This window comes from Streptosporangium sp. NPDC000509 (genome assembly GCF_042898365.1).
Classification (GTDB): Bacteria; Actinomycetota; Actinomycetes; order Streptosporangiales; family Streptosporangiaceae; genus Streptosporangium.
Window position 1 is genome coordinate 24,722 of sequence record NZ_JBIAYX010000007.1, and the last position, 23,047, is coordinate 47,768.

The following is a 23,047-nucleotide window of genomic DNA, read 5'->3' on the forward strand; positions in this document are numbered from 1 at the left end:
CGAGCACCGCCATCACCTGGACCGCGACGAGCAGCCACTGTACCCGGACGCGCGCCGGACGCCGTACGAGTACGGCGTCCGGCGCGCGGTCGGTGTCGATCGATGTCACTTGACCTTGTCCGCGGCCTCGGCGAGCGCCTTGACGTAGTCCTCCAGCACCCATGAGATCGACAGGGGGGTCGGGTTCGCGGCGGTGCCCAGGGGCGTGCTGCCGGGCAGGAGGTACACCGAGCCGCGCTTGACCGCGGGAATCTTCGACAGCAGCGGGTCCTCGCGGAGCTTTTCCAGCAGGTCGCCCTTCTCGTCGCCGTATCCGGTGATGATGTCGACGTCGTTGAACAGGTCGACCTGTTCCGCGCTCCGTGTCAGGGCGAACTTGTCCGTGCCCTCGGACGCCTTGGCGATGCTGCCCGGGATCGTCAGCCCGAGGTCCTCGAAGAACAGCGTGCGGGTGTCGTGCGTCGTGTAGAAGCCGACCTGGCTCACGTCGTTGGGGTCGACGTGCGTCATGAACATCGTCGACTTGCCCTTGAGCTGCGGATACTTCGCGACGACCTCGCTGATGTCGCCCTCGATGTCGGTGATGAGCCTCTCGCCCTCGGTGGCGAGCCCGATGGCCTTGCTGTTCATCTCGATGATCTCGCGCCACGGGGTCGCCCACGCGGCCTTCGGGTAGGCCACCACGGGGGCGATGTCGCTCAGGGTGTCGTAGTCCTGTTGGGTCAGGCCCGAGTAGGCGGCCAGGATCACGTCCGGCTTCGTGTCGGCGACGGCCTCGAAGTCGATGCCGTCGGTCTCGTCGAACAGCACGGGCGTCTTGGCCTGGAGTTCCTCCAGGCGCTTCTTCACCCAGGGCAGCAGCCCGTCGCCGTCGTCGTCGCCGAAGTTCGCGGCGGCCATGCCGACCGGGACGACACCGAGGGCGAGCGGCGCCTCGTGGTTCGCCCAGTTGACGGTGGCCACCCGCTCCGGCTTCGCCGGGATGGTGGTCGTCCCCAGCGCGTGCTCGATCGTCACGGGAAAGGCGCTCGCGTCGCTGTTCGCGCTCGGGCTGCCGATCGCGCTCTCGGCCTTGGTCTCCGGGGTGCCCCCTCCGCAGCCCGCGAGGCCCAGCAGGACAGTCGCCACGACGAGGATGCGAAGGCTACGTGGACGCTTCATCCGTACTCCACTTTCAGAAATTTCCGCCGGTGCCGGCGCTCGCACGCTCGGACCGCTGTACGCGGTCGCGGAGCGGTGCGCCGTGACCACCGCGAGCTTTGATCTAGTTAGGCAAGGCTTACCTTCGCTGCACCTTAGGAGAAATGACCGACTTGTCGCAATAAAGCTTTTGGGACAGCCGTTATCGAGATCGGGACACGAAGTCACCGGGGCAGGGGCACGGAAGTGCTCGGGACAGGGACACGAAGGCGCTCGGGATCACGCCACGAAGGCCCGAGAGCGCGCTTCCCAGGTCACCCGTGGTCACCGTGACCGGAACGCTCCAGGGGTCAACCCGGTCGTCCGCCGGAAGGCCGCGCCGAACGCGCTCGCCGAACGGTAACCGACCTCCTCCGCCACGGCGTCGACTCCCCAGCCGCGGGTGAGCAGCGCGACCGCGTGCTGGGCGCGCACCGCGGCGACCCAGCGGGCGAAGCTCGTCCCCGTCTCCGCGTTGAAGGCGCGGGTGATCGTTCGGGCGCTCACGCCGAGGTGGGACGCCCATCCCGCCAGCGTCCGCGAACTGCCCGGATTCCGCTGGATCGCGTCAGCGATCGGGCGCAGCAGGTCGGAGGTGGGCACCTGCAGGAACAGCTCGTGCGAGGAAGGGGTGAGCACGTCGAGCACCATCGCCTCGGTCACCGCACGCGAACCGGAGGACAGTTCCGTGTCGGCGAGCCGTTCCAGCAACAACCTGAGCAGCGGGGTGATCTCGACGCCCACGGGCGTGGGGGAGATCGAGGTCATGGTGTCGAAGCCGAAGAAGCCGGCGCGGCACCGGGTGCCGACGGTCGCCAAGCCGGAGTGCAGCGTGCCCGCGGGCATCCAGAGACCCAGGGTGGGAGTGATCGTCCAGACCCGCTCCCCCACCACGGCCGTGGACGCGCCCTGCTCGTTCCAGAGCAGTTCGTGGAAGGGGTGGGAATGCTCGTTCCACGCGGTGTCGCGGGCGATGGTCTCACCCCAGCCCAGGATCGCGAACGGCATCTCGACCGGCCCCGCCGCGAGGGCGGGCAGCGTGCGGGTCTCCCTGGTCATGGATGGACGCAGTGCGACACAAGCGACATTTCTTCACCCTAATAGCGGATGAGGGGACAACACGCCGAAGAGGAAGCGCGGGTGGCCGCACCGGCCGTTCAGGGGGGAGCGGCCCCTTCCGCGCGTCCGATCACCTCGTGGGCGCTCCTGGCGACCGCCGCGTCGATGAACCGGCCCCTGGCGTCGAGCGCGACGCCGCCCGTCTCGGCCAGGCGGCGGACCAGGTCGCGGGCCTCCTCCAGCTCCTCGGGCGACGGGGTGAAGACCTCGTTGATCGGCGGGAGCTGGCGGGGCGACAGCGCGGTGCGGGCACGGAACCCCTGCCGCAGCAGGGTCCGGGTGCCCGCCACCAGCGCCTCCGTGTCGCGGACGGCGGTCTCGACCGGGCCGACCGGCGGCAGGATCCCGGCCGCCGCCGACGCGACGACGATCCTCGACCGGATCGGCCAGAGTTCCTCGCGCCCGGGACCCGGGCGCAGCCCCAGCTCGCCGGCGAGGTCGGCCTCCCCCACGCCGAGCCGTACCACCCGGGGCGACGCCGCGACGCGTTCGGCCTGAACGACGCCGGAGGCCGACTCGATCAGCGCGAGCAGGGCGAACGTGCCCGGCGCGAGGTCGCGGGCCGTCTCGGCCTCGGTGAGCAGGGCGTCGGCGAGCTCCAGCAGCGCCGGTTCGGCCTTCGGGACCACGATCCCCTTCAGCCCCGGCACGGCCACCGCCGCGATGTCCGCCTCCGGGGTGTCGGCGTTGACGCGTACCCAGACCTCGCCGGGCAGTCGCGGGATCGCGGCGGCGGCGTTCTTCCTGGCGGCGGCCTTCGCCCCGGGCGCGACCGCGTCCTCCAGGTCGAGGATGAGCGCGTCGGCCCCGCGCCCCGCGGCCTTGGCGAGCCTGTCCTCCTGGTCCGCGGGGACGTAGAGGTAACTGCGCGGGGTCATGCGCCGGTCGGCCTGGCCAGGTAGCGGCCCTGCGGGGTGCCGGTGACCTTGCCGTCGGCGAGCACCCGGTGGCCGCGCAGGAACGTGTCGGTGACCCGGGCGGTGAGCTCGAAGCCCTCGAACGGGGTGTACTCCTGCGTCGACTCGGAGTCGGCCGCGCGCACCGTCCAGGTCGAGTCGGGGTCGACCAGGCAGAAGTCGGCGTCCAGGCCCTCGGCGACGGCGCCCTTGGTGCGCAGGCCGAACCGCCTGGCGGGGTTCCAGGACAGCAGGCGGGCGATCTCGCCGTAGCCGAGACCGCGCCTGGAGCCCTCGGTGACCAGGCCGGGCAGCAGGTACTCGGCGCCGCCGAAGCCCGACTTGGCGACGAAGACGTCCTCGCGGGGGTCGCCGAACTTCTGCTCGTCGCGGCAGCAGGCGTGGTCGCTCACGACCCAGTCGACCTTGCCGTCGAGCACGTGGCCCCACAGGGCCTCGACGTCCTCGCGGGGACGCAGCGGCGGGTTGACCTTGCCGCCGATGCCGCTCGCGGTGGTGATGTCGGCCAGCAGGTGGCCGATGGTGACCTCGCGGCGGAAGTCGATGTGCGGGAACGCGTCGGCCATGCGCAGGGCGGCGTCCATCGCCTTCGCCGACGACAGGTGCAGCAGGTTGATCGTCGGCAGGCCGGTCTCGTGCGCGAGGTAGGAGGCGATGCTGACGGCGAGGCCCTCGGAGTGCGGCGGGCGGGAGGCGCTGTAGGCGGCGAGACCGGTGAGGGTGCCCTCCTCCTCGACCATCTTCGTGTACGCCGTCATGATCTCGGCCGTCTCGCAGTGCAGCGAGAGCGAGATCTCCTCGGCGAGGTCGGGGAACCTCTGACGGGCGGCCTGGATGCCGCGCATGACGAACTCGAAGTGGGCGACGTCGTAGCGCTCGCCCTCCGGGATCATCAGGAAGGAGTTCTGGTCGGCCGAGCGGCCGTGCAGGCCGTGGCTGCCGTAGAACATGAACACCTTGAACGAGGTGACGCCGTGGTCGCGGACCAGCGACGGGATCTCCTCGATGTGGCGGCGCATCATCGGGGCCAGGTGGAACGCGTAGTCGACGAAGGCCCTGCCGTCGGAGGCGGCGAGCACCTCGGGGAAGACCTCGGCGTACTCGCCGCCCTTGTTGAGGTAGTACTGCCCGGTGCGCATGTACGTCAGGGCGGAGGTCACGCCGCCCTGCGCGCAGGCGCGGCTCTCGGTCTCGGTGTCCACCGAGAGCGGGTTGTAGATGCCCCAGTGCTGGTGGGCGTCCACGACGCCGGGGAAGGCGAGCCGTCCGCCGCCGTCGACCACCTCGCGACCCTCGGCCGGGTCGATGCCGGGCGCGACGCGGGCGATCCGCCCGTCGAGCACCGCGATGTCGGCGTCCGCCGGCTCGGCGTGGTCGTGGTGGACGACCCGGACGTTCTTGATGATCAGGTCAAACGAGGTCACAGGGAGACTCCTTCGAGGTGGGTGAGCGGGCGCAGCACGTCGGCGACGCCGGGCAGCCGGTCGAGTGCGAGCACCTGGTCGCGGACGGTCTCCGCGGCCTCGTCCGGCAGGCGGCCGGCGACGTTCTCCCGGAACTTGCGCGACAGCTCGGCGTCCGAGAGCGGCCTGGCCGGACCGCCCCGGTTGGCGAGCACCTCCTCGGTCCACTCGCGGCCGTCGTCGGTGCGCACCCGGACCACGGCCGGGAACTGGTGGGGGTAGATCTCGTCGCACCGCTCGTCGGCGACGACGTCGACCTTCGCCATCAGGGCCCGTCGCCACGGGTCCCTGGCGAGGTCGTCGGTGAAGTCGTCCAGTCCCACGCCGAGGCCGGAGCCGCCGACGAGCCCGGCGACCACCGCGTAGGGGCCGCTGAACTGGGCCTGGTAGCCGGTCTCGGGGGCGCGCTTGCCGCTGATCGGCTGGCCGATCGTGCGGATCACCGCGGAGGGCACCCGGAGCTCGATGTGCTCGATCCGGTCGAGCGGCAGGCCCCGCGCGCGCAGCGCGAGCCCGGCGTCGATGGCGGTGTGGGTGAAGTGGTTGGCCGGGTAGGGCTTGAAGAAGACGCCCGGCACCGCCCAGCGGTCACCGAGTCCGTCGAGCACCTGCGACAGGTCGGTCTTGTCGTCGCGGATGAACGCCTCGAAGAAGCCGAACCGGCCCTCCAGCACGGTCGGCGGACCGGTGAAACCCCGTCCGACCAGCGACGCGGCGGTGACGGCCGAGTGGGCGGCCCAGCCGCAGTGCAGCCGCTTCACGGTGCCGCCGGTGCGGTTGGCCTCGATGATGCCCGAGGCGAACGAGGCGGCGACGCCCAGCGCGTCGCGTACGCCGTCCTCGCCCAGGCCCATGAGCAGGGCCGCCGCGGCGGCGCCGCCCATCGTGCCGCAGATGGAGGTGGCGTGCTGGCCGTGTTCGAAGAAGACCGAGTTGCCGAGCGTGGTGTCGTAACCCGCCATGCCCAGCCGGACGGTGATCTCCAGTCCGGCCGCGATCGCCGCGACCGTGTCGGCGCCCGAGGCCCCCGAGGCCTGCGCGGCGGCGAGCGCGGCCGGGATCACCCCGGCGCTCGGGTGCAGCACCGACGGCAGGTGGGTGTCGTCGTAGTCGAGCGAGTGCGCCAGCACGCCGTTCGCGAACGCGGCCTGCGCGGCGGGCAGCGCCTGGGCGACTCCGACGGCGTACGCCTCGGGCCGCCCGCCCTGGTCGGCGGCGTAGCCGGAGGCGGCCACGCTGGTCGGCAGCCGGTAGGCGGCCACGCACAGCCCGAGCACGTCGAGCACCCGCTGCCGTACGCTGGCGATCACGTCGGCGGGCGGCCGGTCGCCCAGGGTGGCGGCGGCGAACCTGGCGAGTTCGGCCGCGAGGATCGGCTCACCCACGGCCCACCACCGCCAGCGGACGGACCGGCGAGCCGGTGGCGCCGAAGATGGGCAGCGGGGCGAGCACGAACGTGAACTCGTGCACCCCCGCGGCGGCGAGTTCCTCCAGGTCGAGCGTCTCGATGATGTAGACGCCGCGCTCGACCAGGAGCACCCGGTGGGCGGGCAGCACGCTGTGGCCGCTGCCGGGTTTGAGGCATTCGAAGGCGATCGTGTCGGCGCCCGCCGCGTGGACGCCCTGGTCGGCGAGCCAGGTCGCGCCCGCCTCGCCGACACCCGGCACGCCCGAGTCGCGGCCGATGTAGACGTTCCGGTCGGGGTCTCCGAAGAGGCGGCCCCAGCCGCTGCGCACCAGCACCACGTCTCCGGGGGCCAGGGGGGTGCCCTGGCTCGCGACCGTCCTCTCCAGGTCGTCGGGGGTGATCTCGTAACCGGCCTCGCAGCCCTCCGGGACGCCGAGGGCGGCGGGCACGTCGAGCAGCACGCCGCGCCGCACCATCGGGGCGATCGTGTGCGCCCCGAGCTCGGCGAACCGGCCGCCGCGGCTCGCCTCGAGGGCGTCGGAGCCGTCGATGAGGCGGCCGTCGTGGGAGACGTGGGCGAAGGCGTCGATGTGGGTGCCGACGTGGGTGCCCATGCTGATCATGTCGTTGGCGGCGGAGCCGCCGTCGGCACGGACCATGTCGCCGTGTCGGCGGGGCAGCGTGTGCCAGAAGGGGGGGTGGTTCGGTGACTGCGGCATTCCGATGGTCAGCGGACGGCCCAGGTCGTAGATGCCGACCCCGTCGCGGACCGCCTGTAGCAGCGGGTCGGTGGTAGCGGTGCCGCTCACGTCGCCTGGCCTTCCGTTTCCGGTGCTCACGCCGGTGGTCCCGGCGTCTGTCGTACGGTTTCCGGTCCTCACACGGGTGGTCCCGGTGTCTGCGGTGTGGTTTCCGGCGCTCGCGCCGGTGGTCCCGGTGTCTGTCGTGTGGTTTCCGGTCCTCACACCGGTGGTTCCGGCGTCTGTCATGCGATCACCTTGCGTACGCGCAGGTCGGTGGTCGTGGCGGCGTCGACCCCGAGCTCCCGCAGGATCTCGTCGGTGTCGGCGCCCAGGGGCCGGCCGGTGAAGCGGACCCGCCCGGGGGCGCCGGGCATCCGCCACATCACGTTGTGCATCAGCACCGAGCCCAGGTCCTCGTCGGGAACGCGGGTGAGCATGCCGGTGCCGGTCACGTGGGGGTCCTCGGCGAGGTCGCGGGCGTCGTATACGGGTGCGGCGGCGGCGCCGACCCGTTCGAACTCGGCCATGACCTCCTCGCGGGTGCGTTCGGCGATCCAGCCGCCGACGTGGGCGTCGAGCAGGTCGGCGTGAGCCGCCCGCTGCCGCCCGGAGGCGAACCACGGTTCGGCGATCACCTCGGGGTGGCCGACCAGCGTCATAACCCGTTCGGCGATGCTCTGGGCGCTGGTGGAGATGGCGACCCAGCTGCCGTCCTTGCAGCGGTAGGTGTTGCGCGGGGAGTTGTTGCCCGACCGGTTGCCCTGGCGGCGGCCGATCACGCCGAGCTGGTCGTAGACGGTGGCGTGGGGACCGACCGCGGTCATGATCGGTTCGAGGAGGTTGATGTCGACGACCTCGCCCCGGCCGGTCCGTTCCCGGGCCCAGAGCGCCATCATCGTCGCCGAGCTGGCCGCGATGCCGCAGATGCTGTCGGCGAGCCCGAACGCCGGGAGGGTCGGGGGGCCGTCGGCCTCGCCCGTGAGGTGGGCGAAGCCGCTCATCGCCTCGGCGAGGGTGCCGAACCCGGGGCGGGCCGCGTAGGGGCCCTCCTGCCCGAAGCCGGTGATCCGGACGATCACCAGGCGGGGGTTGATCTCGTGGAGCGTCTCGGGCCCGACGCCCCAGCGTTCGAGGGTGCCCGGCCGGAAGTTCTCCACGACGACGTCGGCCGTCTTCACCAATTCCAGGAACAGCTGCGCGCCCTCCGGAACGGAAAGGCTCAGTCCGATCGTGCGCTTGTTGCGCGAGATCTCTTTCCACCAGAGCGGGACGCCGTCCTTGGAAGGACCGTGGCCGCGCATGCCGTCCCCGGCGACCGGGTGCTCGACCTTCACGACCTCGGCACCTTGGTCTCCGAGGATCTGGCAGCAGAGCGGGCCGGCGAGGATGGTCGACACGTCGATTACCCGCAGACCCGTCAGAGGTCCGTCTTCCACCATCACTCCTTGTTCCGCTATAGCGAACGCCGGTCCGCTCAGAGAGTATGTCAAGGCGGTTGGTACGGTCAACGCCGTCCCCCTCCTCCGAGCGCCGCCCCGATGGCGTACGCGCGGGCCACGGCCGCGGCCAGGGAGGTGCCGCCACCCGGGTAGTGGTCGCCGAAGACGCTCGCGGAGACGTTCCCGGCGGCGAACAGGCCGTCCACCGGGGTCCCGCCGGGGGTGAGGACCTGTCCGTGGTCGTCGGTGACCACGCCGCCGCAGGTGCCGAGGGTGCCCGGAACGACCGGGACCGCGGTGAACGGCCCTTCCGCCAGCGGCGCGAGGGACGCCGGACCGCGCCCGAACCTCCGGTCGGTGCCCGCGAGGGCGTCGGCGTTGAACTCCGCGATCGTCTCGGCCAGGGCCGGCCCGTCGATACCGCAGGCGCCGGCGAGTTCGTGCGGCGTCGAACCGGTGACCGCCCAGGACGGGGTGCCTCCGGGAGGGCCGCCCGCGACCGGATACCGGGCGCGGTGGACGGCGTCGTACACGAACCAGGCGGGGACGTGCCGGGGCGCGCCGGTGGCGGGGTCGGTCTCGCGGAACACCTTCGTCAGGTCGTGGTAGCTTCCCGTCTCGTCGGCGAACCGGCGGCCGGAGCCGTTGACCATGATCGAGCCCGGCCTGGTCAGCTCCACGGTGGCGAGCCGTCCGGTGGGCAGCCCGTCGTAGCGGGCCTCGGGGTCGCAGAACACGGGCACCCCCCACGAGGCGGTCAGGTCGGTGACCGCCGCCCCGGCGCGCAGCGCCATGAGCAGGCCGTCCCCCTCGTTGCCCGGTGCCCCGATCGGGGTGAGCCCGGCGGGCAGGAACGCCCGCTGGAGCGCCGGGTTCCACTCGAAGCCGCCGCCGGCCAGCACGACCGCCCGGCGCGCGGTGATGTGACCGGAGTCCTCGAAGGTGAGGTCCCACGACCGGCCCGACCGTTCCAGGCCGACGGCGCGGGCATCGAGCAGGAACTCCACACCGCGGGCGCGGGCGGAGACGGCGAGCGAACCGGCGAGCGCCCCGCCCAGCGTGCGCACCCCCCGGTCGCGGCGCTCACGGTCGAGCGCGGCGAGGTCGGCGCCGGTGTCCTGCTCCCGTTCGGCCATGGTGAGCCAGGGCAGATAGGTGGGCGGCCGGAGCAGACGCTCCAGTCCCGGGTACGCGGTGACGTCGAACGGCCGGTTGTCCAGGGCCCGGCCCCCGTGCCTGGCACCGGGCAGATCGGCCCGGTAGTCGGGGCGTTCCAGGGCGAACAGATCCACATGGGTCTCGTCGCACAGGTAGCGTACGGCCTCCCCGATCGTGCGCAGGAACCACTCCAGGCGAGCGCGCGGCACGGTATCCCGGGTGACCGCGACGAGGTGGCGCAGGGCGTCGGCGGCACCGTCGGCAGCACTGTCGGCGTCGGCGAGGTGGTTGCCCGGCGCCCAGATCACGCCGCCCGACACGGCGGTGGTGCCGCCGAGCACGGAGGCCCGTTCCACGACGACGACGTGGTGTCCGGCGTCGGCGGCCCTGCAGGCGGCGGTCAGCCCGGCCGCGCCGCTGCCGACGACCAGCACGTCACACGACGTCGGCGGATGATCGAGGGTGGTGAAGTTCATCAGGTCGCCTCCCATGCGGCCCGGTTGACCAGCACGAGGAGTGCGGCCAGCCCGCAGAACGCCGCCGCCAGCAACCAGCCGGCGGCGTACGAGTGATATTGCGCCACTGCTCCCACGAGCAGCGGCCCGAGAATGCCCCCGGCCGCGCCGCCCGACTGCACGACGCCGGACGCGGCGCCCGGCATGGTGGCGTAGGTCTCTGCGACGGTGAGGGCGACCAGGCCGGTCCAGCCCCAGCCGGCGCCGCAGGCCACCAGCGTGCCGACCAGGAACAACCCCCGGTCGCCGGGAATGAACAGCAGGAACCCGACCCCGCCGAGCGCCATCATCGCGGCGACCGTGAGACGGCCGTACCTGGTACGGCCCAGGGTCAGCCGCACGGCGATGATGACCGCGCTGCTCACGGCGAGCGCGATGCCCGCGAAGGACGGGGACAGGCCGAGCGTGACGCCGTAGTCCACGAAGAAACTGCTCAGCGCGGTCGCGGCGGCCGAACCCAGCAGGAACGCGCCGGTGACCAGCAACAGGGGCATCAGCGGCGTCAGCTTCACCCGCGCGGGGCGTCCCGCCGAGGCCGGAGCCACCGTGCCGGGCACCCGCATCAGCAGCAGCGCGGCGACCGCGACACCACCCACGAGGAAGACCAGCCGCCAGTGCATCACGGTGGCGAGCAGCGGCAGCGACAGCCCGGCGACCAGCGTCGAGGCCGGGATCGACGACCGTTCGAGGCCGAACGCCATCGGTCGCCGGGACGCCCGCACATTTTCGACGATCAGTACGGTGCCGATCGAGGCGCCGACCGCCGAGCCGATCCCGCCCACGGCGAGCGCGGCGAGCAGACCGGCCCATGACCCGCCGAACACGGCCACCCCGACGAGGCAGAGGCCGGTCATGACCGCCGACAACCGCAGGGCCCTGCGCGGGCCCACGCGGTCGGCGATCCGGCCGCCCGGGGACATGGCGACCGCGCCGACCACGTAGAAGACGCTGACGGTGAGGCCGAGGCCCGCACTGTCGAGGCCGATGTCGTGCCGGATCGCCACGCCCAGGGTGCCCACCAGGTAGGCGGGATACATATAGGTCATGCCGAGCAGCACGGCCAGGGCGACCGCCCGACGCGACGTCGGGGAGTCGCTCACCCCCAGATTTCGTCCGCGTAGCTGATGTTCACGTTCGCACGCCAGCCGGTGGCCTCGTCCTGCCCCCACTTGGCCCGCCAGCGAGCGGCGTGGTCGAGGATGACCGGGTCGCCGAAGTGCAGCTTCCCGTCGGCGTGGAAGGCGTCGAGGTCGTCGACGAACATGAGGTCGAAGTGCCGGAAGCTCTCCTCGCCCCGGACGTTCCTCCGCACCACGTAGTTCGCGTAGTCCTGGATGCCGGGGTTCTGGCGGAAGGCGGGGTAGTCCACCGAGCGGGTGAAGTCGGCGTACTCGGTCAGGTCCGATCCGGGCCGGATGTCGTAGGTGAGCAGTACCAGTTTGCGCGCCATGGCGGCGCCTCCTTTGTCCTCTGTCGTTTTCACGGGGCATGGGGGGTGGGGTTCACAGGGCGCGGGCCGTCGTTCTCACGAAGCCGCGGGCCGTCGTTCTCACGGGGGCGCGGGTTCGTCGGACACGGGTTCACGGGGCGCGGGTTCATGGGTTCACAGGGCGCGGGCGAGGGCGTGGCCCTCGTACATGGCGTCGAGCAGGGATCGGGGCGCCACCGCGTCACCGATGACGTGCACGGTCAGCCCGCTCCCCGCGAGGTCGGCGGCGAGGGTGTCGAGGGCGTCCGGAGGGTCGAGTTCGATCACGTCGGTGACCCCGTCGATCACGGTCTCGGCCGAGACGAGGGCGGAGCGCACCACGGCCCGTCCCTCACCGAACTCGGCGACGGCGCCGGTCCAGATGTCGACGCCCCGGTTTCTGAGCCGTTCGAGCGCGGTCATCCGGCTGTACTCGGTCACCCCCCACAGCGGGGACGTCGCCGGGGTGACCACGTGCACCGTCCCGCCGGACCCGGCGATGGTCTCGGCGACGGACGCGCAGGTCCAGGTGCCCTCCCGATCGACCACGACGACGGTCCGTCCCTCCCACGAACGACGTTCGAAGACGGCGAGGGGGCGGCGGCGGGCCGATCCGGTGGCGATCACCACGACGTCGGGAGCCGCCGCGACCACCTCCTGGGCGGTCACCGCCCCCGCCCCGGTCCTGACGGTCACCCCGAGCCTGTCCAGCTCGTGCTCCTCGTAGGTCCGCAGCAGGTCGAGTTCGTGCCGTCCGATCCCCCGCCGCCCGACCCGCACCTGGCCGCCGAGCTCGTCGCCCCGCTCCCACAGGCGCACCCGGTGGCCGCGTTCCGCGGCGACCCTCGCGGTCTCCATTCCCGCCGGGCCGCCGCCGACGACGAGCACCGTCCTGGCCGGGCTCGCGGGTTCCGGGAGAACCGGCCACTCGGCCTCGCGTCCCACGGCGGGGTTCATCATGCAGGTGATGGCGCGGTGCCCGGCGATCTCGCCGATGCAGAAGTTGCACGACACGCAGGGCCGTACCTCGCCCTCGCGCCCCTCGGCCGTCTTGGCGAGCAGGTGCGGGTCGGCGATGTGGGCGCGGGTCATCGCGACGGCCGCGATCTCGCCGCCCGCGAGGACCCGTTCGGCGTCGTCGACGTCGACGAACCGGCAGGCCGCGAAGACCGGAACGTCACCCGCGACCTCGGCGATCGCGAGCGTCTCCGGCAGGTAGGGCGTCCGGCCCTCGCTCATGTCGGCGACGTGGTGGCCGATGGACGGCACCGTGTAGGAGGCGACCGACACGTTGAGGAACGCGATCGGCCGGGTCCGGCACAGGAGTTCCGCGATGCGCCGCCCCTCGGCGAGGTCCTGCCCGCCCGGCAGCAGCTCGTCGGCGCTCATCCGCACCCCCACCAGCGCCGACGACCCGACCGCGTCCAGCACGTCGTCGAGCACCTCCAGCGGGAACCGCAGCCGGTTCTCCTCGGTGCCGCCGTAGTCGTCGGTCCGCGTGTTCGCGGCGGGTGAGATGAACTGGTGCAGCAGGTGCCCGTGCCCGAAGTGCACCTCGATCCCCTGGAACCCCGCCTCCACCGCGAGCAGCGCCGCCGCGACATAGGCCCGTCGCACCTCTTTCCTGTCGGCGGCGGTCATCACGTGCGGGACCTGGCCGGTGGTGTGCCAGGGCACGGCGCTCGGCCCCCACGACGCGGTCCGCCGGAAGAGGTTGTCGCTGTGGCGCCCGGTGTGGGTGATCTGGGTGAAGATCGCGGCGCCCTCGTCGCGTACGGCGGTGACGATGTCGGCCAGGCCCGGCAGGGCGGCCCGGGAGGCGCTCAGCCCGCCCACGCGGCCCAGGCTCGTGTCGTGCACGCGCAACGGCTCGGTGATGATCAGCCCGGCCCCGCCCCTCGCCCGTTCCCTGTGGTAGGCGACGTGGCGGGCGGTCGGCAGGAAGTCCACTCCGAAGTTGGTGGTGTGGGCCGACACGAAGACGCGGTTGCGCAGGGTCAGGCCGCCCAGGTTCAGGGGGGCGAACACGTGCGGGTGACGTTCAGTCATCCCGCTGCTCCCGTACGGTGACCGTGACGACGGCGTTGCCCTTCACCACGTTGGAGATCGCGCAACGGCGTTCGGCGACGGGGATCGCGGTCTCCAGCGCGTCGCGCGGCACGCCCCTGGTGGTCACGTCGAGACGGATGGCGTCGATGGTCCAGCCCGCCGCGTCGATGCGCAGCACGCACGTGCCGGTGACCTCGACGGCCTGTTCCGGGGTACCGGGGGCGACGGCGTCGAGGGCGCCGCGCAGGGCCATCGCGAAGCAGGCGGCGTGCGCGGCGGCGAGCAGTTCCTCGGGCGAGGTCGCGGGCGCGACGCTGTTCTTCCTGCTCTCCAGGGAGATCGGCAGCGGATCGGTGGCACCCGAGGCGAGGGCGAGGCGGCCGGCTCCGCCGCGCAGCGCGCCGTCCCAGGCGGCGGTGGCGACGCGGCGTACCGTCGCGGTCGTCGTCGGCACGGCCGGCGTCGTCGCCGTCGGCGCGGCCGTGCGCCAGCGCGGGTCGATCTCCTCCGCGGTACGTGCCCGGAGCACGCCGCTGATCTCCAGGTCGTTCCAGACCCGCTGCTCGACGATCCGGCCCGCGCTCAACCGGAACCGGTCCACGTAGCGCACGCCGTCGTACCCGACGCCCTGGTTGTTCTCGCCGTACAGGGTGCCCATCGACCAGACGACGACGTCACCCGAGGATTCGGTGAACGCCTCGTACTCGGTGCGGTGCTTGTCGACGTGCCGGTAGCGGGTGGCGGAGGCGTCGGCCAGGTCGCGCAGGGTGGTGTAAAGGCGGTCGCCCGGGAAGATCATCACGGCGTCGGGGGCGAGGTGGGTCCCTGCCGACTCCAGATCTCCCCGGCCGACCGCGGCCAGGAAATCCTCGACGATCGCGATGGCCGCGTCGGTGGTGCTCATGGGGTGTCCTTCATCCGGTCGGCGGCGCAGCGGATCGAGCGCACGATGGCGGCGTAGCCGGTGCAGCGGCACAGGTTGCCGTTGATCGCCTCGACGATCGCGTCGTCGTCGGGGTCGGGGTCGTCCTCCAGCAGCTCACAGGCGGTGAGCAGCATGCCGGGCAGGCAGTAGCCGCACTGGAAGCCGAACTCGTCCCAGAACGCCCGCTGCACCGGGTGCAGTCCGTCCTCGCCCGCGAGGCCCTCGATCGTGGTGAGGTCGGCGCCCTCCGCGCCGACCGCGAGCACCGAGCACGACTTGACGGTGGCGCCGTCGACGCGCACGGTGCAGGCGCCGCAGTCTCCGGTGAGGCAGCCGACGTGGGTGCCGGTCAGTCCGAGGTCCTCGCGGATGGCGTGGACGAGCAGTTTCGACGTCTCGACGTCGATCTCGCGCGCCCGGCCGTTCACGGTGAGGTTGACCCTGGTCATCGCGGTTCTCCTTCCTGGGCGGAGCGCGGTTCCCGGATGCCCCGCGATTCCTCGACGGCCTGCACTTCCTCGACGGCCCGCAGTTCCCGGACGGCCCGCAGGGCCGCCACCGGTGCGACCCGGCGGCGGTAGTCGCCGTCCGCGAGCACGTCGCTCCACGGTTCGGTGAGCACCCGCCCGACCTCCGCGCGCACGTGCCCGGGGTCGTCTGATTCGAGGTGCACCGGCAGCGGTGTGGCCGCGACCCCGCCGAGGGCGAGCCGCAGCCCTCCTCCGGGCAGGCGCACGCAGGCCGCCGTCGCGATGGGCCAGCTGCTCTCGGCGAGCTTGAGCTTGTGGTAGCCGAAGGGGCCGGCCGGGTCGGGCAGCACGAGCGCCGCCAGCGCCTCGTCCGGCCGCCGCGCGGTGGTGAAGGCGCCGGTGAAGAAGTCGGCCGCCGCGACCTCGCGAACCCCGGCGGCCGAGACCAGCCGCAGCTCCGCCCCGAGGGCGACCAGCACGGCCGGGACCTCGGAGGACGGGTTGGCGTAGCAGGCCGACCCGCCGACGGTGCCCCGGTTGCGGATCTGCGGGCCGCCGGTGATCCCGCCCGCGATTCGCCGCAGCGGTGGCACCTGCTCGCCGCCGTCGCGCAGAAGACGGGTGTACGTGGTCGTCGCGCCCACGACCACGGTGTCACCGGCCCGGGTGATCCCGGACAGTCCGGCCCGTGACAGGTCGACGACGACGTCCGCCGAGGTCCGGCCGTGGGTGAGGTCGGGGACGACCATCGTGCCGCCGCCCACGATCACGGCGTCGTGCCCGGTGAGCGCGGCCACCACCCCTTCGAGGTCGGTGGGTGCGTGGTAGGCGAAGTTCTGGGTGATCATTTCGAGCGGGCCCGTTCGATGAGGTCGAGCACGACCGGCGCCGGCAGCGGCACCTGTGTCACGGTGACGCCGAAGGGCGCGAGGGCGTCCTCGATCGCGTTGGCCACCGCCGCCTGCGCGCCGCCGACCCCGGCCTCGCCCGCACCCTTGTTGCCGTACATGGTGAAGGGGCTCGGGGTGACCTGGTGTTCGAGGCGGACCTTCGGCAGGTCGCCGGCGCGAGGCAGCAGATAGGACTTGAAGCGGTCGCTGAGCAGGCGGCCCTCGTCGTCGTAGACGAGTTCCTCGGTGAGCGCCGCGCCGAGGCCCATCACGATCGCGCCGTGGGCCTGGCCCTCGACAAGGGCGGGGTTGATGACGACCCCGCAGTCGTGGGCCATCACGAAGTCGACCAGTTCGGTGAGGCCGGTGTCGGCGTCGACCTCGACGACGGCGGCGTGCAGACAGTTGGAGTAGGTGGGGTAAGGCTGGATACGTCCGCGTTCGTCCGGGACGTGGTTGATGTTGCCCGGCTTGAAGGCACGGGTGGCCTCCAGAACCGGCTCGACCTCCGAGGCCACGGCGAACGCGCGGGTGAGCACGGCCGCGGCGACGTCGGGCACCGGCACCGACCGGTCGGGCTCGCCGGAGACCCGCACCACGCCGCCGGTCACCTCGACCTCGTCGGAGGAGACGCCCAGCATGCGGGCGCCGACCGTGGCGATTTTGGCCCGTACGTCGCGGGCGGCGAGCGCGGCGGACCCGCCGCCGACGACCATGCCGCGCCCGCTGAAGTTGCCGAACCCGCTCGGGCACCGGTCGGTGTCACCCTGGACGACCTGGATCCAGCTCAGCGGCACCCCCAGCTCGTCGCAGACGATCTGCGCGATCGCGGTGTCGTTGCCGCCGCCGGGGCTGGTCACCCCGGTCAGCACGGTGACGCCGCCGCTCATGTTCATCCGGACCGTCGTCACGTCGAACCCGGAGACGAAGGTGCCGGGACCGTCGGCCGACTCCGGCGTGAGCTCGAAGGCGAGCCCGATCCCGAGGTGCCGGCCCAGGGAGCGCAGCTCGCGCTGGCGGTCGCGCAGGGCGTCGTAGTCCAGCGCCTTGAGCGCCTTGTCGAGCAGGCCGGGGAAGTCGCCGCTGTCGATGTTCAGGCCGGTCGCGGTGCGGAAGGGGAATCGGTCGGGCGGTACGAAGTTGACCCGCCGCACCCGCGCCGGATCGGCCCCCAGCCCGCGGGCCACCAGGTCGACGACCCGTTCCATCACGAAGTGGGCGCCGTCCTTGCCGAAACCCCGCGCGGCGTTCAGCGGCGGCTTGTTGGTCGCCACCACGTGCAGTTCGGCCTCGACGTTCGGTACGAGGTAACCGGAGGCGAGCGTGGTCGCCGACATGTTGGGCATCGCCCAGCCCGGCTGGGCCGTCACCGCGCCCGCGTTCGCGACGATCCGGTCCCTGACCGCGACGATGCGCCCGTCGCGCATCGCGCCGACGGTGACACGGTGCACCTGTTCGCGGGCCCCCGACAGGAAACACTCGCGGCGGTCCTCGATCCACTTCACCGGCGCGCCGGTGAGCCTGCTGAGCAGGCAGATCAGGGTCTCCTCCGGGTGGCCCTGCATCTTCAGCCCGAAACTGCCGCCGACCCGCGCGGTGACGACCCTGATCCTGGTCTCGTCGAGACCGAGGCTGCGGGCCAGCATCCAGCGAAGCTGGTGGGGGTTCTGGACGGAACCGTGCACGGTCAGCGACTCGTCGAAGCGGTCCCAGGAGGCGAGGTAGCCGCGCGGCTCCATGGGCGCGGTGGTGGTACGGCCGATGCGGATCGTCTCGGTGACGACGAGGTCGGCCGTTTCGAGGGCGGCGTCGACGTCGCCGGTGCCGTAGTGGTTGTGCAGGATGACGTTGTCGGGCCAGTCGTCGTACAACCGGGGCGCGTCGGGCCGCAGCGCGGCGTCGGCGTCGAGCACGTGGGGCAGCCGCTCGTAGCCGACCCTGACCAGCCCGGCCGCCGCCTCGGCCTCGCGGCGGGTGCGGGCGACCACGGCGGCGACGGCCTGACCGGCGTGGACCACCTTGTCCACGGCGAGGCAGCGCACCTCGGCGCGGCGTCCGCCCCGGGCGGCCGGGTCGATGAAGTGCGGGATCGGCCCGCTGTGCCGAGCCGCCCTCTCCCCGGTCAGCACCAGCTCGACACCCGGGGCACGCTCGGCCTCGGAGGTGTCGATCCCGGTGATGCGCGCGTGCGCGACGTCGCTGCGGACGATCGCGGCGTGCATCATGCCGGGCAGGACGTAGTCGTCCACGAACCGGCCCCGCCCGGTCAGCAGGACCTCGCCGTCCGCCTTGCGGACCGAGGTGCCGATCGCCGTCACGGCAGCCGGACCCTGACCCGCTGGCCGGTGCGGTGGAACGGATTGCGCTTCTCGACGTCGAACTTGTCGAGCTCGCCGTTCTCGTCGAGGCGGCACTGCAGGCCCTGGGTGAGCCGTTCGTGGCTGGTGATCAGGAAGAGCTGGCCGTCGACCGAGGGGAACGGCGGCTCGTGCCAGGTGCCCCGGTAGAGGTTGATCGACACGTCGCCCGGCACCACGAACGCCTTCACCTGGTCGAGCGGCGGGAAACCGTGCTCCAGCGGCACGTCCGGCGGCGCGACGACGGCGACGTAGGGCTTGCCGCCGAGCGGGATCATCGTCTGCGTCATCTCGACGTGGCGCTCCAGGTAGCGCAGGTTGTCGCCCCGCATGCCGACGCGGAACACCAGGAACTCCGGCGGGGTGTCGGAGTCGAGCCGGATCGGCCCGTGCACGGCGTTCTTGCCGGAGTAGAAGTCGATCGGCAACCGGGGGGTGGCCTCCAGCGACATCACCTCGCCGTAGGGGGCGAAGTCGGCGGCCGTGAGCGGCTGCGGGGTGATGACGTGCTGCGGACTGTCCGGGCTCAGCATGGCTGTCCTCCTGTCGTGATCGTGACCAGGGCGCGTACGGGGGTGTCCTCCGCCGTCAGGAGCAACTCGGCGGCGCGGTCGGCGGCCTCCTCCCCGGCGACGGGGACGGCCGAGCCCCGATACTTGCCGAGCAGCTCCTGGCTGGTCAGCGGGTTGCGGCTGTCTCCTGCGGGCAGGTCGATCTGGCGGGTGTGCGTCCCCTTCCCGGTCGTGACGGTGACGCGGGTCGCGGTGTACTCCGGGTAGCGCGCGTCGAGGTCGGGGGCGACCCGGATGCGGACCGAGGCGGCCACCCGGTTGACGAGCGGATCCGAGGTGCGCTCCGGGGCGTACTGGGCGGCGGTGACGTCGCGGTCGGCGAGGGCGACGGCCGCCACGTACGGCAGGCTCAACGTGCACGGCACCACCGAGCCACCCGCAGGTCGGTCGACCAGGACCTTGGCGACGTCGTAGGTCTCGACGTCGACGGCGGTCACCTCGGCCACGTCGAGGTCGTGTTCGGCGGCGAGCTCGGCGCACGCCTGGGCGGCGCCGTGGGTGTGGCGGCACCCGGCGAAACGCTTCTGGTGGACCTCCAGGACCGTCCACTCCTCGCCCAGTCCGTCGGTGAGGCGGGAGTCCGTGGGGTCCCCGCGGAACAGGGCGACCAGCCCTCTCGGGTGTTCGACGACCTCGTCCCAGCCGGTGAGCCCGGCCTGGGCGTGCAGGGCGCCCTCGACCCCCGCGCGGGCGATCTGCCCGGCGAACGCGGGCTTCACGGTGAACCCGGCGAAGATCTCCTCGATCATGACGGCGGGCACGAAGAACCCGGCGGCGCCGACGGCCGAGACGATCCCGTCCTCGTCGAGGCCGAGCAGCTTCGCGCATCCGGCGGCGGCGCCGTACCCGGCGGCCACCGGGAACCATCCGGCGACGGTCGCGCCGGGGTGCATGACCCGGCCGATCCGGTTCGCCACCTCGTACGCCGCCACCACCGCCGTCAGCAGCGCGCGCAGGTCGGCGTCGCGGGACTCGGCCACCGCGAGCAGCGCGGGAAGGGCGTGGGAGGGATGGAATCCGCCGAACCGGTACCCGTCCTGGTGTTCCAGTACGTCGGCCGCGCATCCGTTCGCGTAGGCGGCGTCCGCCAGGGTGGTGGAGAAACCGGCACCGAGCACGGTCGCCTCAGGGATACCGCCCCTGGCGCGGACCAGTTCGGTGATGGTGGCCGCCTCCGGGACCCGGCCGCCCGCCAGTGCCGCCCCGAAGAAGTCGAGCAGCAGGTGGCGGGCCTTGGCGACGACCGGCTCCGGCAGGTCGTCGAAGGTCAGCTCCGCGACGAAGCGGGCCAGCGCGCGGGTCGCCCCGCGGGTCGATTCGTCCGTCGTCCCGCCCATCAGATCTCACCGAGCTGGGAGCGCAGGTGCTGGACGATCTCCCCGAACTGCGGTGTCTTGACGATGTCGAGCGACCTCGGGCGGGGGAAGTCGATCTCGACGACGTCCTGGATGCGTCCGGGCCGCTGCGAGAGCAGCACCACCCGGTCGGCGAGGAAGACCGCCTCGGAGATCGAGTGGGTGACCAGCACGGTCGTCTTCCCCGTGTCCATCCACAGCTGCTGGAGCATGGAGTTCATCCGGTCGCGCGTCATCGCGTCGAGGGCACCGAAGGGCTCGTCCATGAGCAGGATCGACGGCCGGTGGATCAGCGCCCGCGCGATGGCGACCCGCTGCTGCATGCCACCGGAGAGCGCGCGCGGGAAGTGTTCGAGGAAGTCCGCCAGGCCCATCATGTCGGCGAGTTCCTCGGCCCTGCGGCGGCGCTCCTTGCGGCCGACGCCCTTGCCCTCCAGCGGCAGGGCGATGTTCTTCCAGATCTTCCGCCACGGCATCAGCGTCGCCTGCTGGAAGACGAAGCCGAGCGAGCCGAGCGCCTCCCGCGAAGGAGTGTTGTCGCCCTCCGAGTACAGGAGTTTGTCGCCGATGACGATCGTGCCCTCGGTCGGCGCGATGAGCCCGCCGAGCATCCGCAGGAGCGTCGTCTTCCCGCAGCCGGAGGGGCCGAGCAGCACGACGAACTCGCGCGGCTTGATCTCCAGGTCGGTCGGGACGAGGGCGCGGACCGGTCCGGCGTCGGTGGTGTACTCCTTGCCGACGCCCTTGATCGAGATCGCCGCCCCGCCGTCGATCATCCGTTCATCGGACATACGCACGCTCCGACAGCTCGTCCCAGGTGTTGCCGGGTTCGGGGACGCGGTACTCGGTGGTCGGCGCCGCGTCGGAGCGGATGAACGACATCGTCCCGCCGCGTGAGTAGAGCGGGCCGTGGAAGACGCCCGGGGAGCGGAAGAAGTAGCCGCCCTCGCGGATCACGCCGAGCGGGCCCATCAGCACGTCGCCGTAGATCTTGAACGACTCCTCGTAGACCGGGTGGGCCTCGGCCATGGGCGACTTCCAGCCGGGCATCATCGCGGCGAGGTAGATGTAGACCTCGCCGTCGGAGCGCAGCGTCTTCGACATCGCCCCGACCTCGAGCTCCACCTCGCCGCTCCAGCCGGCCGGGATCCACGGTTCCCGCTCGGGGGTGATCCGCAGGAGCGGCTCACCGGAGCCGACGCCGGCGGCGAAGCCGGGCTCGCCCCAGAATCCGGCGTAGACGGTGAGGCCGCGTACCGACGCGACCAGGTCGATCGCGCTGCCCGCCCGGGCGTAGACGTAGTCGCCGGTGCGGAGCGGCTCTCCGTCGAGCAACCCCTCCCCCGCGACCACGAACAGATCCACCCCGGCGGACAGCACACCCTGGTGACGGCCGGTCAGCCGGTGGACCGCGGTCTCCGCGCCCGTGCCGGCGTCGCGGCTCAGCAACCGCTTGAGCCCGCCCTGTGCCGCGCCGAACGCCCCGTCCTGGACGGGCTGCCACGGCACGTCCTGGGTCTGGACGAAGTCGACGTCAGGCCTGTTCCACATCACATGCTCCCTGGATCGGTGGTGGCGCCGGCCGCCCGGCGTCCGAGCATCCGGCCGAACCCGAGTGCGGGAGTGACGCTCATCCCGCTCACGAACGACTTGCCGGACAAGGTGCTGCCGCCGATGACCTCGCCCGCGGCCCACAGGTTCGCGAACGGGCCGTCGGGCCCGATGACACGCAGCCGGCTGTCGACGGCGAGCCCCGCCGGGCTCTTCAGCGTGGTGCCGTGGTTCAGTACGGCGTAGTACGGCGGTTCTGCGATCGGCGCGGGCAGGTGGGCCCGGCCGAAGGGGTCGTCGCCCGAGGCGACGGCCGTGTTGTAGGCGGCCACGGTGTCGGCCAGGACGCCGGGATCCATCCCGGCGGCCCGCGCCAGCGTCGTCAGGTCGAGCGCGGTGACGAACGACGGATGGCCGTCGAAGGCCCGGTCGAGCTCCGTCTCGTCCCAGGTGGGGAACAGCGCCGGCGCCGATCGGCGGATCGCGGCGTCGTACACCACCCAGAACTTCAGCTCGGGCTGGGCGAGCAGGGCGTTCTCCCGGTCGTCGACGCTCGGGGCGTCCTCGGCGACGAACCGCTCGCCGCGGGTGTTCACGTGGATCTCCCACGGGGCCCGCGCCTGCGGGGTGAGGGCCGGATAGTCGTCCAGCCCCACCGTCTCCCAGGTGCTGCCGGACCGCAGCACCCCGCCGTACGTGGGAAGGAAGCGGTCCTGACCGCGCACCCGGCCACCGGCGTCGACGGCGGCGAGGATGCCGGAACCCTCGGCGCCCGGCGAGGCGGGGCCCGCGAGCGGCGCCCCCGACGTGAGCCGGGGGAACAACTCGGGGTTGCCCGCGTAGCCGCCGCTGGTGAGGATCACGTTCGTCGCGTCGATCTCCCGGAACGTTCCATCGGGGTCCCGGACCGTCACCCCGGCCACCCTGGGCTCCCCGGGCTTTCCGGTCTCCACGGCGCGTTCCGCGGTCCGGAACGCCACCAGTTCGGTGCCGAGCGCCAACGTCACCGATCCCGCGCACGCCTTCTCGAACGCCGGGAGCAGCACCTCCAGCACCGACCGCCCCGCGTCGCGCCCCCAGTAGGTGCGCGGCAGCAGGTAGGGCTCGTGGAAGTGCAGCACCGCCGGGGCGTCGGGGTCCATGTCGAAACCCGAGGCCATCAGCCATTCGATCGTCGCGGGCGCGTGGTCCACCGCGAGCCGGACCAGCTCCGGATCGGCGGTGTTCCTGCTGATCCGCATCACGTCGTCGAAGTGCAGGTCGGGGCTGTCACGGATGCCCTTGGCACGCTGCAGGGCGGTGCCGCCCGCCGAGAGCTGTGCCCAGGACCGCCACAGGGTGCCGCCGGGCCGGTCGCCCTTCTCGACGACCGTGACCCGCAGACCGTGTGCCGCGGCCTCGATCGCGGCCGGCAACCCGGCGGTGCCGGCGCCGACCACCACGAGGTCGGTGGTCGTGGTGCGCTGCAT

20 protein-coding genes are annotated in these 23,047 nt (G+C 72.3%); all 20 read right to left on the reverse strand.

Annotated features, from left to right (window positions below; genetic code table 11):
- Positions 1–105: 105 nt before the first annotated feature.
- A complete protein-coding gene (locus ACFY3D_RS14380) occupies positions 106–1,161 on the reverse strand; it encodes an iron-siderophore ABC transporter substrate-binding protein (protein ID WP_389979257.1) in 1,056 nt (351 codons plus the stop codon).
- A 303-nt stretch (positions 1,162–1,464) separates the two neighbouring features.
- Positions 1,465–2,238, reverse strand: a complete 774-nt coding sequence (locus ACFY3D_RS14385) for an AraC family transcriptional regulator (protein WP_389979260.1) — start codon at positions 2,236–2,238, stop codon at positions 1,465–1,467.
- A gap of 98 nt (positions 2,239–2,336) precedes the next feature.
- Entirely contained in the window at positions 2,337–3,176 is an 840-nt protein-coding gene (locus tag ACFY3D_RS14390) for an HpcH/HpaI aldolase/citrate lyase family protein (RefSeq protein ID WP_389979263.1), read from the reverse strand.
- Positions 3,173–4,639, reverse strand: a complete 1,467-nt coding sequence (locus ACFY3D_RS14395; protein ID WP_389979266.1) for a dihydroorotase family protein — start codon at positions 4,637–4,639, stop codon at positions 3,173–3,175. The genes ACFY3D_RS14390 and ACFY3D_RS14395 overlap by 4 nt, the downstream gene beginning before the upstream one ends.
- A complete protein-coding gene (locus tag ACFY3D_RS14400) occupies positions 4,636–6,063 on the reverse strand; it encodes an MmgE/PrpD family protein (protein WP_389979268.1) in 1,428 nt (475 codons plus the stop codon). Before ACFY3D_RS14400 ends, ACFY3D_RS14395 begins: the two co-directional genes overlap by 4 nt.
- The gene (locus ACFY3D_RS14405) at positions 6,056–6,895 is read right to left on the reverse strand and encodes a cyclase family protein (protein WP_389979271.1); all 840 of its coding nucleotides are present in this window, start codon (positions 6,893–6,895) and stop codon (positions 6,056–6,058) included. Before ACFY3D_RS14405 ends, ACFY3D_RS14400 begins: the two co-directional genes overlap by 8 nt.
- Before the next feature lie 176 nt (positions 6,896–7,071).
- Entirely contained in the window at positions 7,072–8,265 is a 1,194-nt protein-coding gene (locus ACFY3D_RS14410; protein ID WP_389979274.1) for a CaiB/BaiF CoA transferase family protein, read from the reverse strand.
- Positions 8,266–8,333: 68 nt separating this feature from the next.
- Complete coding sequence (locus ACFY3D_RS14415) at positions 8,334–9,902, reverse strand: FAD-dependent oxidoreductase (RefSeq protein ID WP_389979277.1); 1,569 nt, start codon at positions 9,900–9,902, stop codon at positions 8,334–8,336.
- Complete coding sequence (locus tag ACFY3D_RS14420; protein WP_389979280.1) at positions 9,902–11,041, reverse strand: nitrate/nitrite transporter; 1,140 nt, start codon at positions 11,039–11,041, stop codon at positions 9,902–9,904. Before ACFY3D_RS14420 ends, ACFY3D_RS14415 begins: the two co-directional genes overlap by 1 nt.
- Positions 11,038–11,391 carry a hypothetical protein gene (locus tag ACFY3D_RS14425; protein WP_389979283.1) on the reverse strand — a complete coding sequence of 118 codons (354 nt, stop codon included), beginning with the start codon at positions 11,389–11,391 and terminating at the stop codon, positions 11,038–11,040. Before ACFY3D_RS14425 ends, ACFY3D_RS14420 begins: the two co-directional genes overlap by 4 nt.
- A gap of 153 nt (positions 11,392–11,544) precedes the next feature.
- Complete coding sequence (locus tag ACFY3D_RS14430) at positions 11,545–13,458, reverse strand: NAD-binding protein (protein ID WP_389979286.1); 1,914 nt, start codon at positions 13,456–13,458, stop codon at positions 11,545–11,547.
- On the reverse strand, positions 13,451–14,362 hold the full coding sequence (locus ACFY3D_RS14435) for an OsmC family peroxiredoxin (protein WP_389979289.1): 912 nt from the start codon (positions 14,360–14,362) through the stop codon (positions 13,451–13,453). The genes ACFY3D_RS14430 and ACFY3D_RS14435 overlap by 8 nt, the downstream gene beginning before the upstream one ends.
- A complete protein-coding gene (locus ACFY3D_RS14440; RefSeq protein WP_350945416.1) occupies positions 14,359–14,832 on the reverse strand; it encodes a (2Fe-2S)-binding protein in 474 nt (157 codons plus the stop codon). The genes ACFY3D_RS14435 and ACFY3D_RS14440 overlap by 4 nt, the downstream gene beginning before the upstream one ends.
- On the reverse strand, positions 14,829–15,701 hold the full coding sequence (locus ACFY3D_RS14445; protein ID WP_389979292.1) for an FAD binding domain-containing protein: 873 nt from the start codon (positions 15,699–15,701) through the stop codon (positions 14,829–14,831). The genes ACFY3D_RS14440 and ACFY3D_RS14445 overlap by 4 nt, the downstream gene beginning before the upstream one ends.
- Positions 15,698–18,061, reverse strand: coding sequence for a xanthine dehydrogenase family protein molybdopterin-binding subunit (locus ACFY3D_RS14450; protein ID WP_389979295.1), 2,364 nt, complete (start codon positions 18,059–18,061; stop codon positions 15,698–15,700). The genes ACFY3D_RS14445 and ACFY3D_RS14450 overlap by 4 nt, the downstream gene beginning before the upstream one ends.
- Entirely contained in the window at positions 18,058–18,633 is a 576-nt protein-coding gene (locus ACFY3D_RS14455; RefSeq protein ID WP_389779111.1) for an ureidoglycolate lyase, read from the reverse strand. Before ACFY3D_RS14455 ends, ACFY3D_RS14450 begins: the two co-directional genes overlap by 4 nt.
- A complete protein-coding gene (locus ACFY3D_RS14460; RefSeq protein ID WP_389979298.1) occupies positions 18,627–20,009 on the reverse strand; it encodes an MmgE/PrpD family protein in 1,383 nt (460 codons plus the stop codon). The genes ACFY3D_RS14455 and ACFY3D_RS14460 overlap by 7 nt, the downstream gene beginning before the upstream one ends.
- Positions 20,009–20,818, reverse strand: a complete 810-nt coding sequence (locus ACFY3D_RS14465; protein WP_389979301.1) for an ABC transporter ATP-binding protein — start codon at positions 20,816–20,818, stop codon at positions 20,009–20,011. Before ACFY3D_RS14465 ends, ACFY3D_RS14460 begins: the two co-directional genes overlap by 1 nt.
- Positions 20,808–21,578, reverse strand: coding sequence for a hypothetical protein (locus ACFY3D_RS14470; RefSeq protein WP_350945422.1), 771 nt, complete (start codon positions 21,576–21,578; stop codon positions 20,808–20,810). Before ACFY3D_RS14470 ends, ACFY3D_RS14465 begins: the two co-directional genes overlap by 11 nt.
- Positions 21,578–23,047, reverse strand: a complete 1,470-nt coding sequence (locus tag ACFY3D_RS14475) for an FAD-dependent oxidoreductase (RefSeq protein ID WP_389979304.1) — start codon at positions 23,045–23,047, stop codon at positions 21,578–21,580. The genes ACFY3D_RS14470 and ACFY3D_RS14475 overlap by 1 nt, the downstream gene beginning before the upstream one ends.

Coding starts and splice junctions, on each gene's coding strand:
- ACFY3D_RS14415 (WP_389979277.1), bottom strand. CDS start 9,902: ATGAACTTCACCACCCTCGATCATCCGCCGACGTCGTGTGACGTGCTG.
- ACFY3D_RS14445 (WP_389979292.1), bottom strand. CDS start 15,701: ATGATCACCCAGAACTTCGCCTACCACGCACCCACCGACCTCGAAGGG.
- ACFY3D_RS14460 (WP_389979298.1), bottom strand. CDS start 20,009: ATGGGCGGGACGACGGACGAATCGACCCGCGGGGCGACCCGCGCGCTG.
- ACFY3D_RS14470 (WP_350945422.1), bottom strand. CDS start 21,578: ATGTGGAACAGGCCTGACGTCGACTTCGTCCAGACCCAGGACGTGCCG.
- ACFY3D_RS14385 (WP_389979260.1), bottom strand. CDS start 2,238: ATGACCAGGGAGACCCGCACGCTGCCCGCCCTCGCGGCGGGGCCGGTC.
- ACFY3D_RS14465 (WP_389979301.1), bottom strand. CDS start 20,818: ATGTCCGATGAACGGATGATCGACGGCGGGGCGGCGATCTCGATCAAG.
- ACFY3D_RS14475 (WP_389979304.1), bottom strand. CDS start 23,047: ATGCAGCGCACCACGACCACCGACCTCGTGGTGGTCGGCGCCGGCACC.
- ACFY3D_RS14455 (WP_389779111.1), bottom strand. CDS start 18,633: ATGCTGAGCCCGGACAGTCCGCAGCACGTCATCACCCCGCAGCCGCTC.
- ACFY3D_RS14440 (WP_350945416.1), bottom strand. CDS start 14,832: ATGACCAGGGTCAACCTCACCGTGAACGGCCGGGCGCGCGAGATCGAC.
- ACFY3D_RS14425 (WP_389979283.1), bottom strand. CDS start 11,391: ATGGCGCGCAAACTGGTACTGCTCACCTACGACATCCGGCCCGGATCG.
- ACFY3D_RS14390 (WP_389979263.1), bottom strand. CDS start 3,176: ATGACCCCGCGCAGTTACCTCTACGTCCCCGCGGACCAGGAGGACAGG.
- ACFY3D_RS14435 (WP_389979289.1), bottom strand. CDS start 14,362: ATGAGCACCACCGACGCGGCCATCGCGATCGTCGAGGATTTCCTGGCC.
- ACFY3D_RS14430 (WP_389979286.1), bottom strand. CDS start 13,458: ATGACTGAACGTCACCCGCACGTGTTCGCCCCCCTGAACCTGGGCGGC.
- ACFY3D_RS14380 (WP_389979257.1), bottom strand. CDS start 1,161: ATGAAGCGTCCACGTAGCCTTCGCATCCTCGTCGTGGCGACTGTCCTG.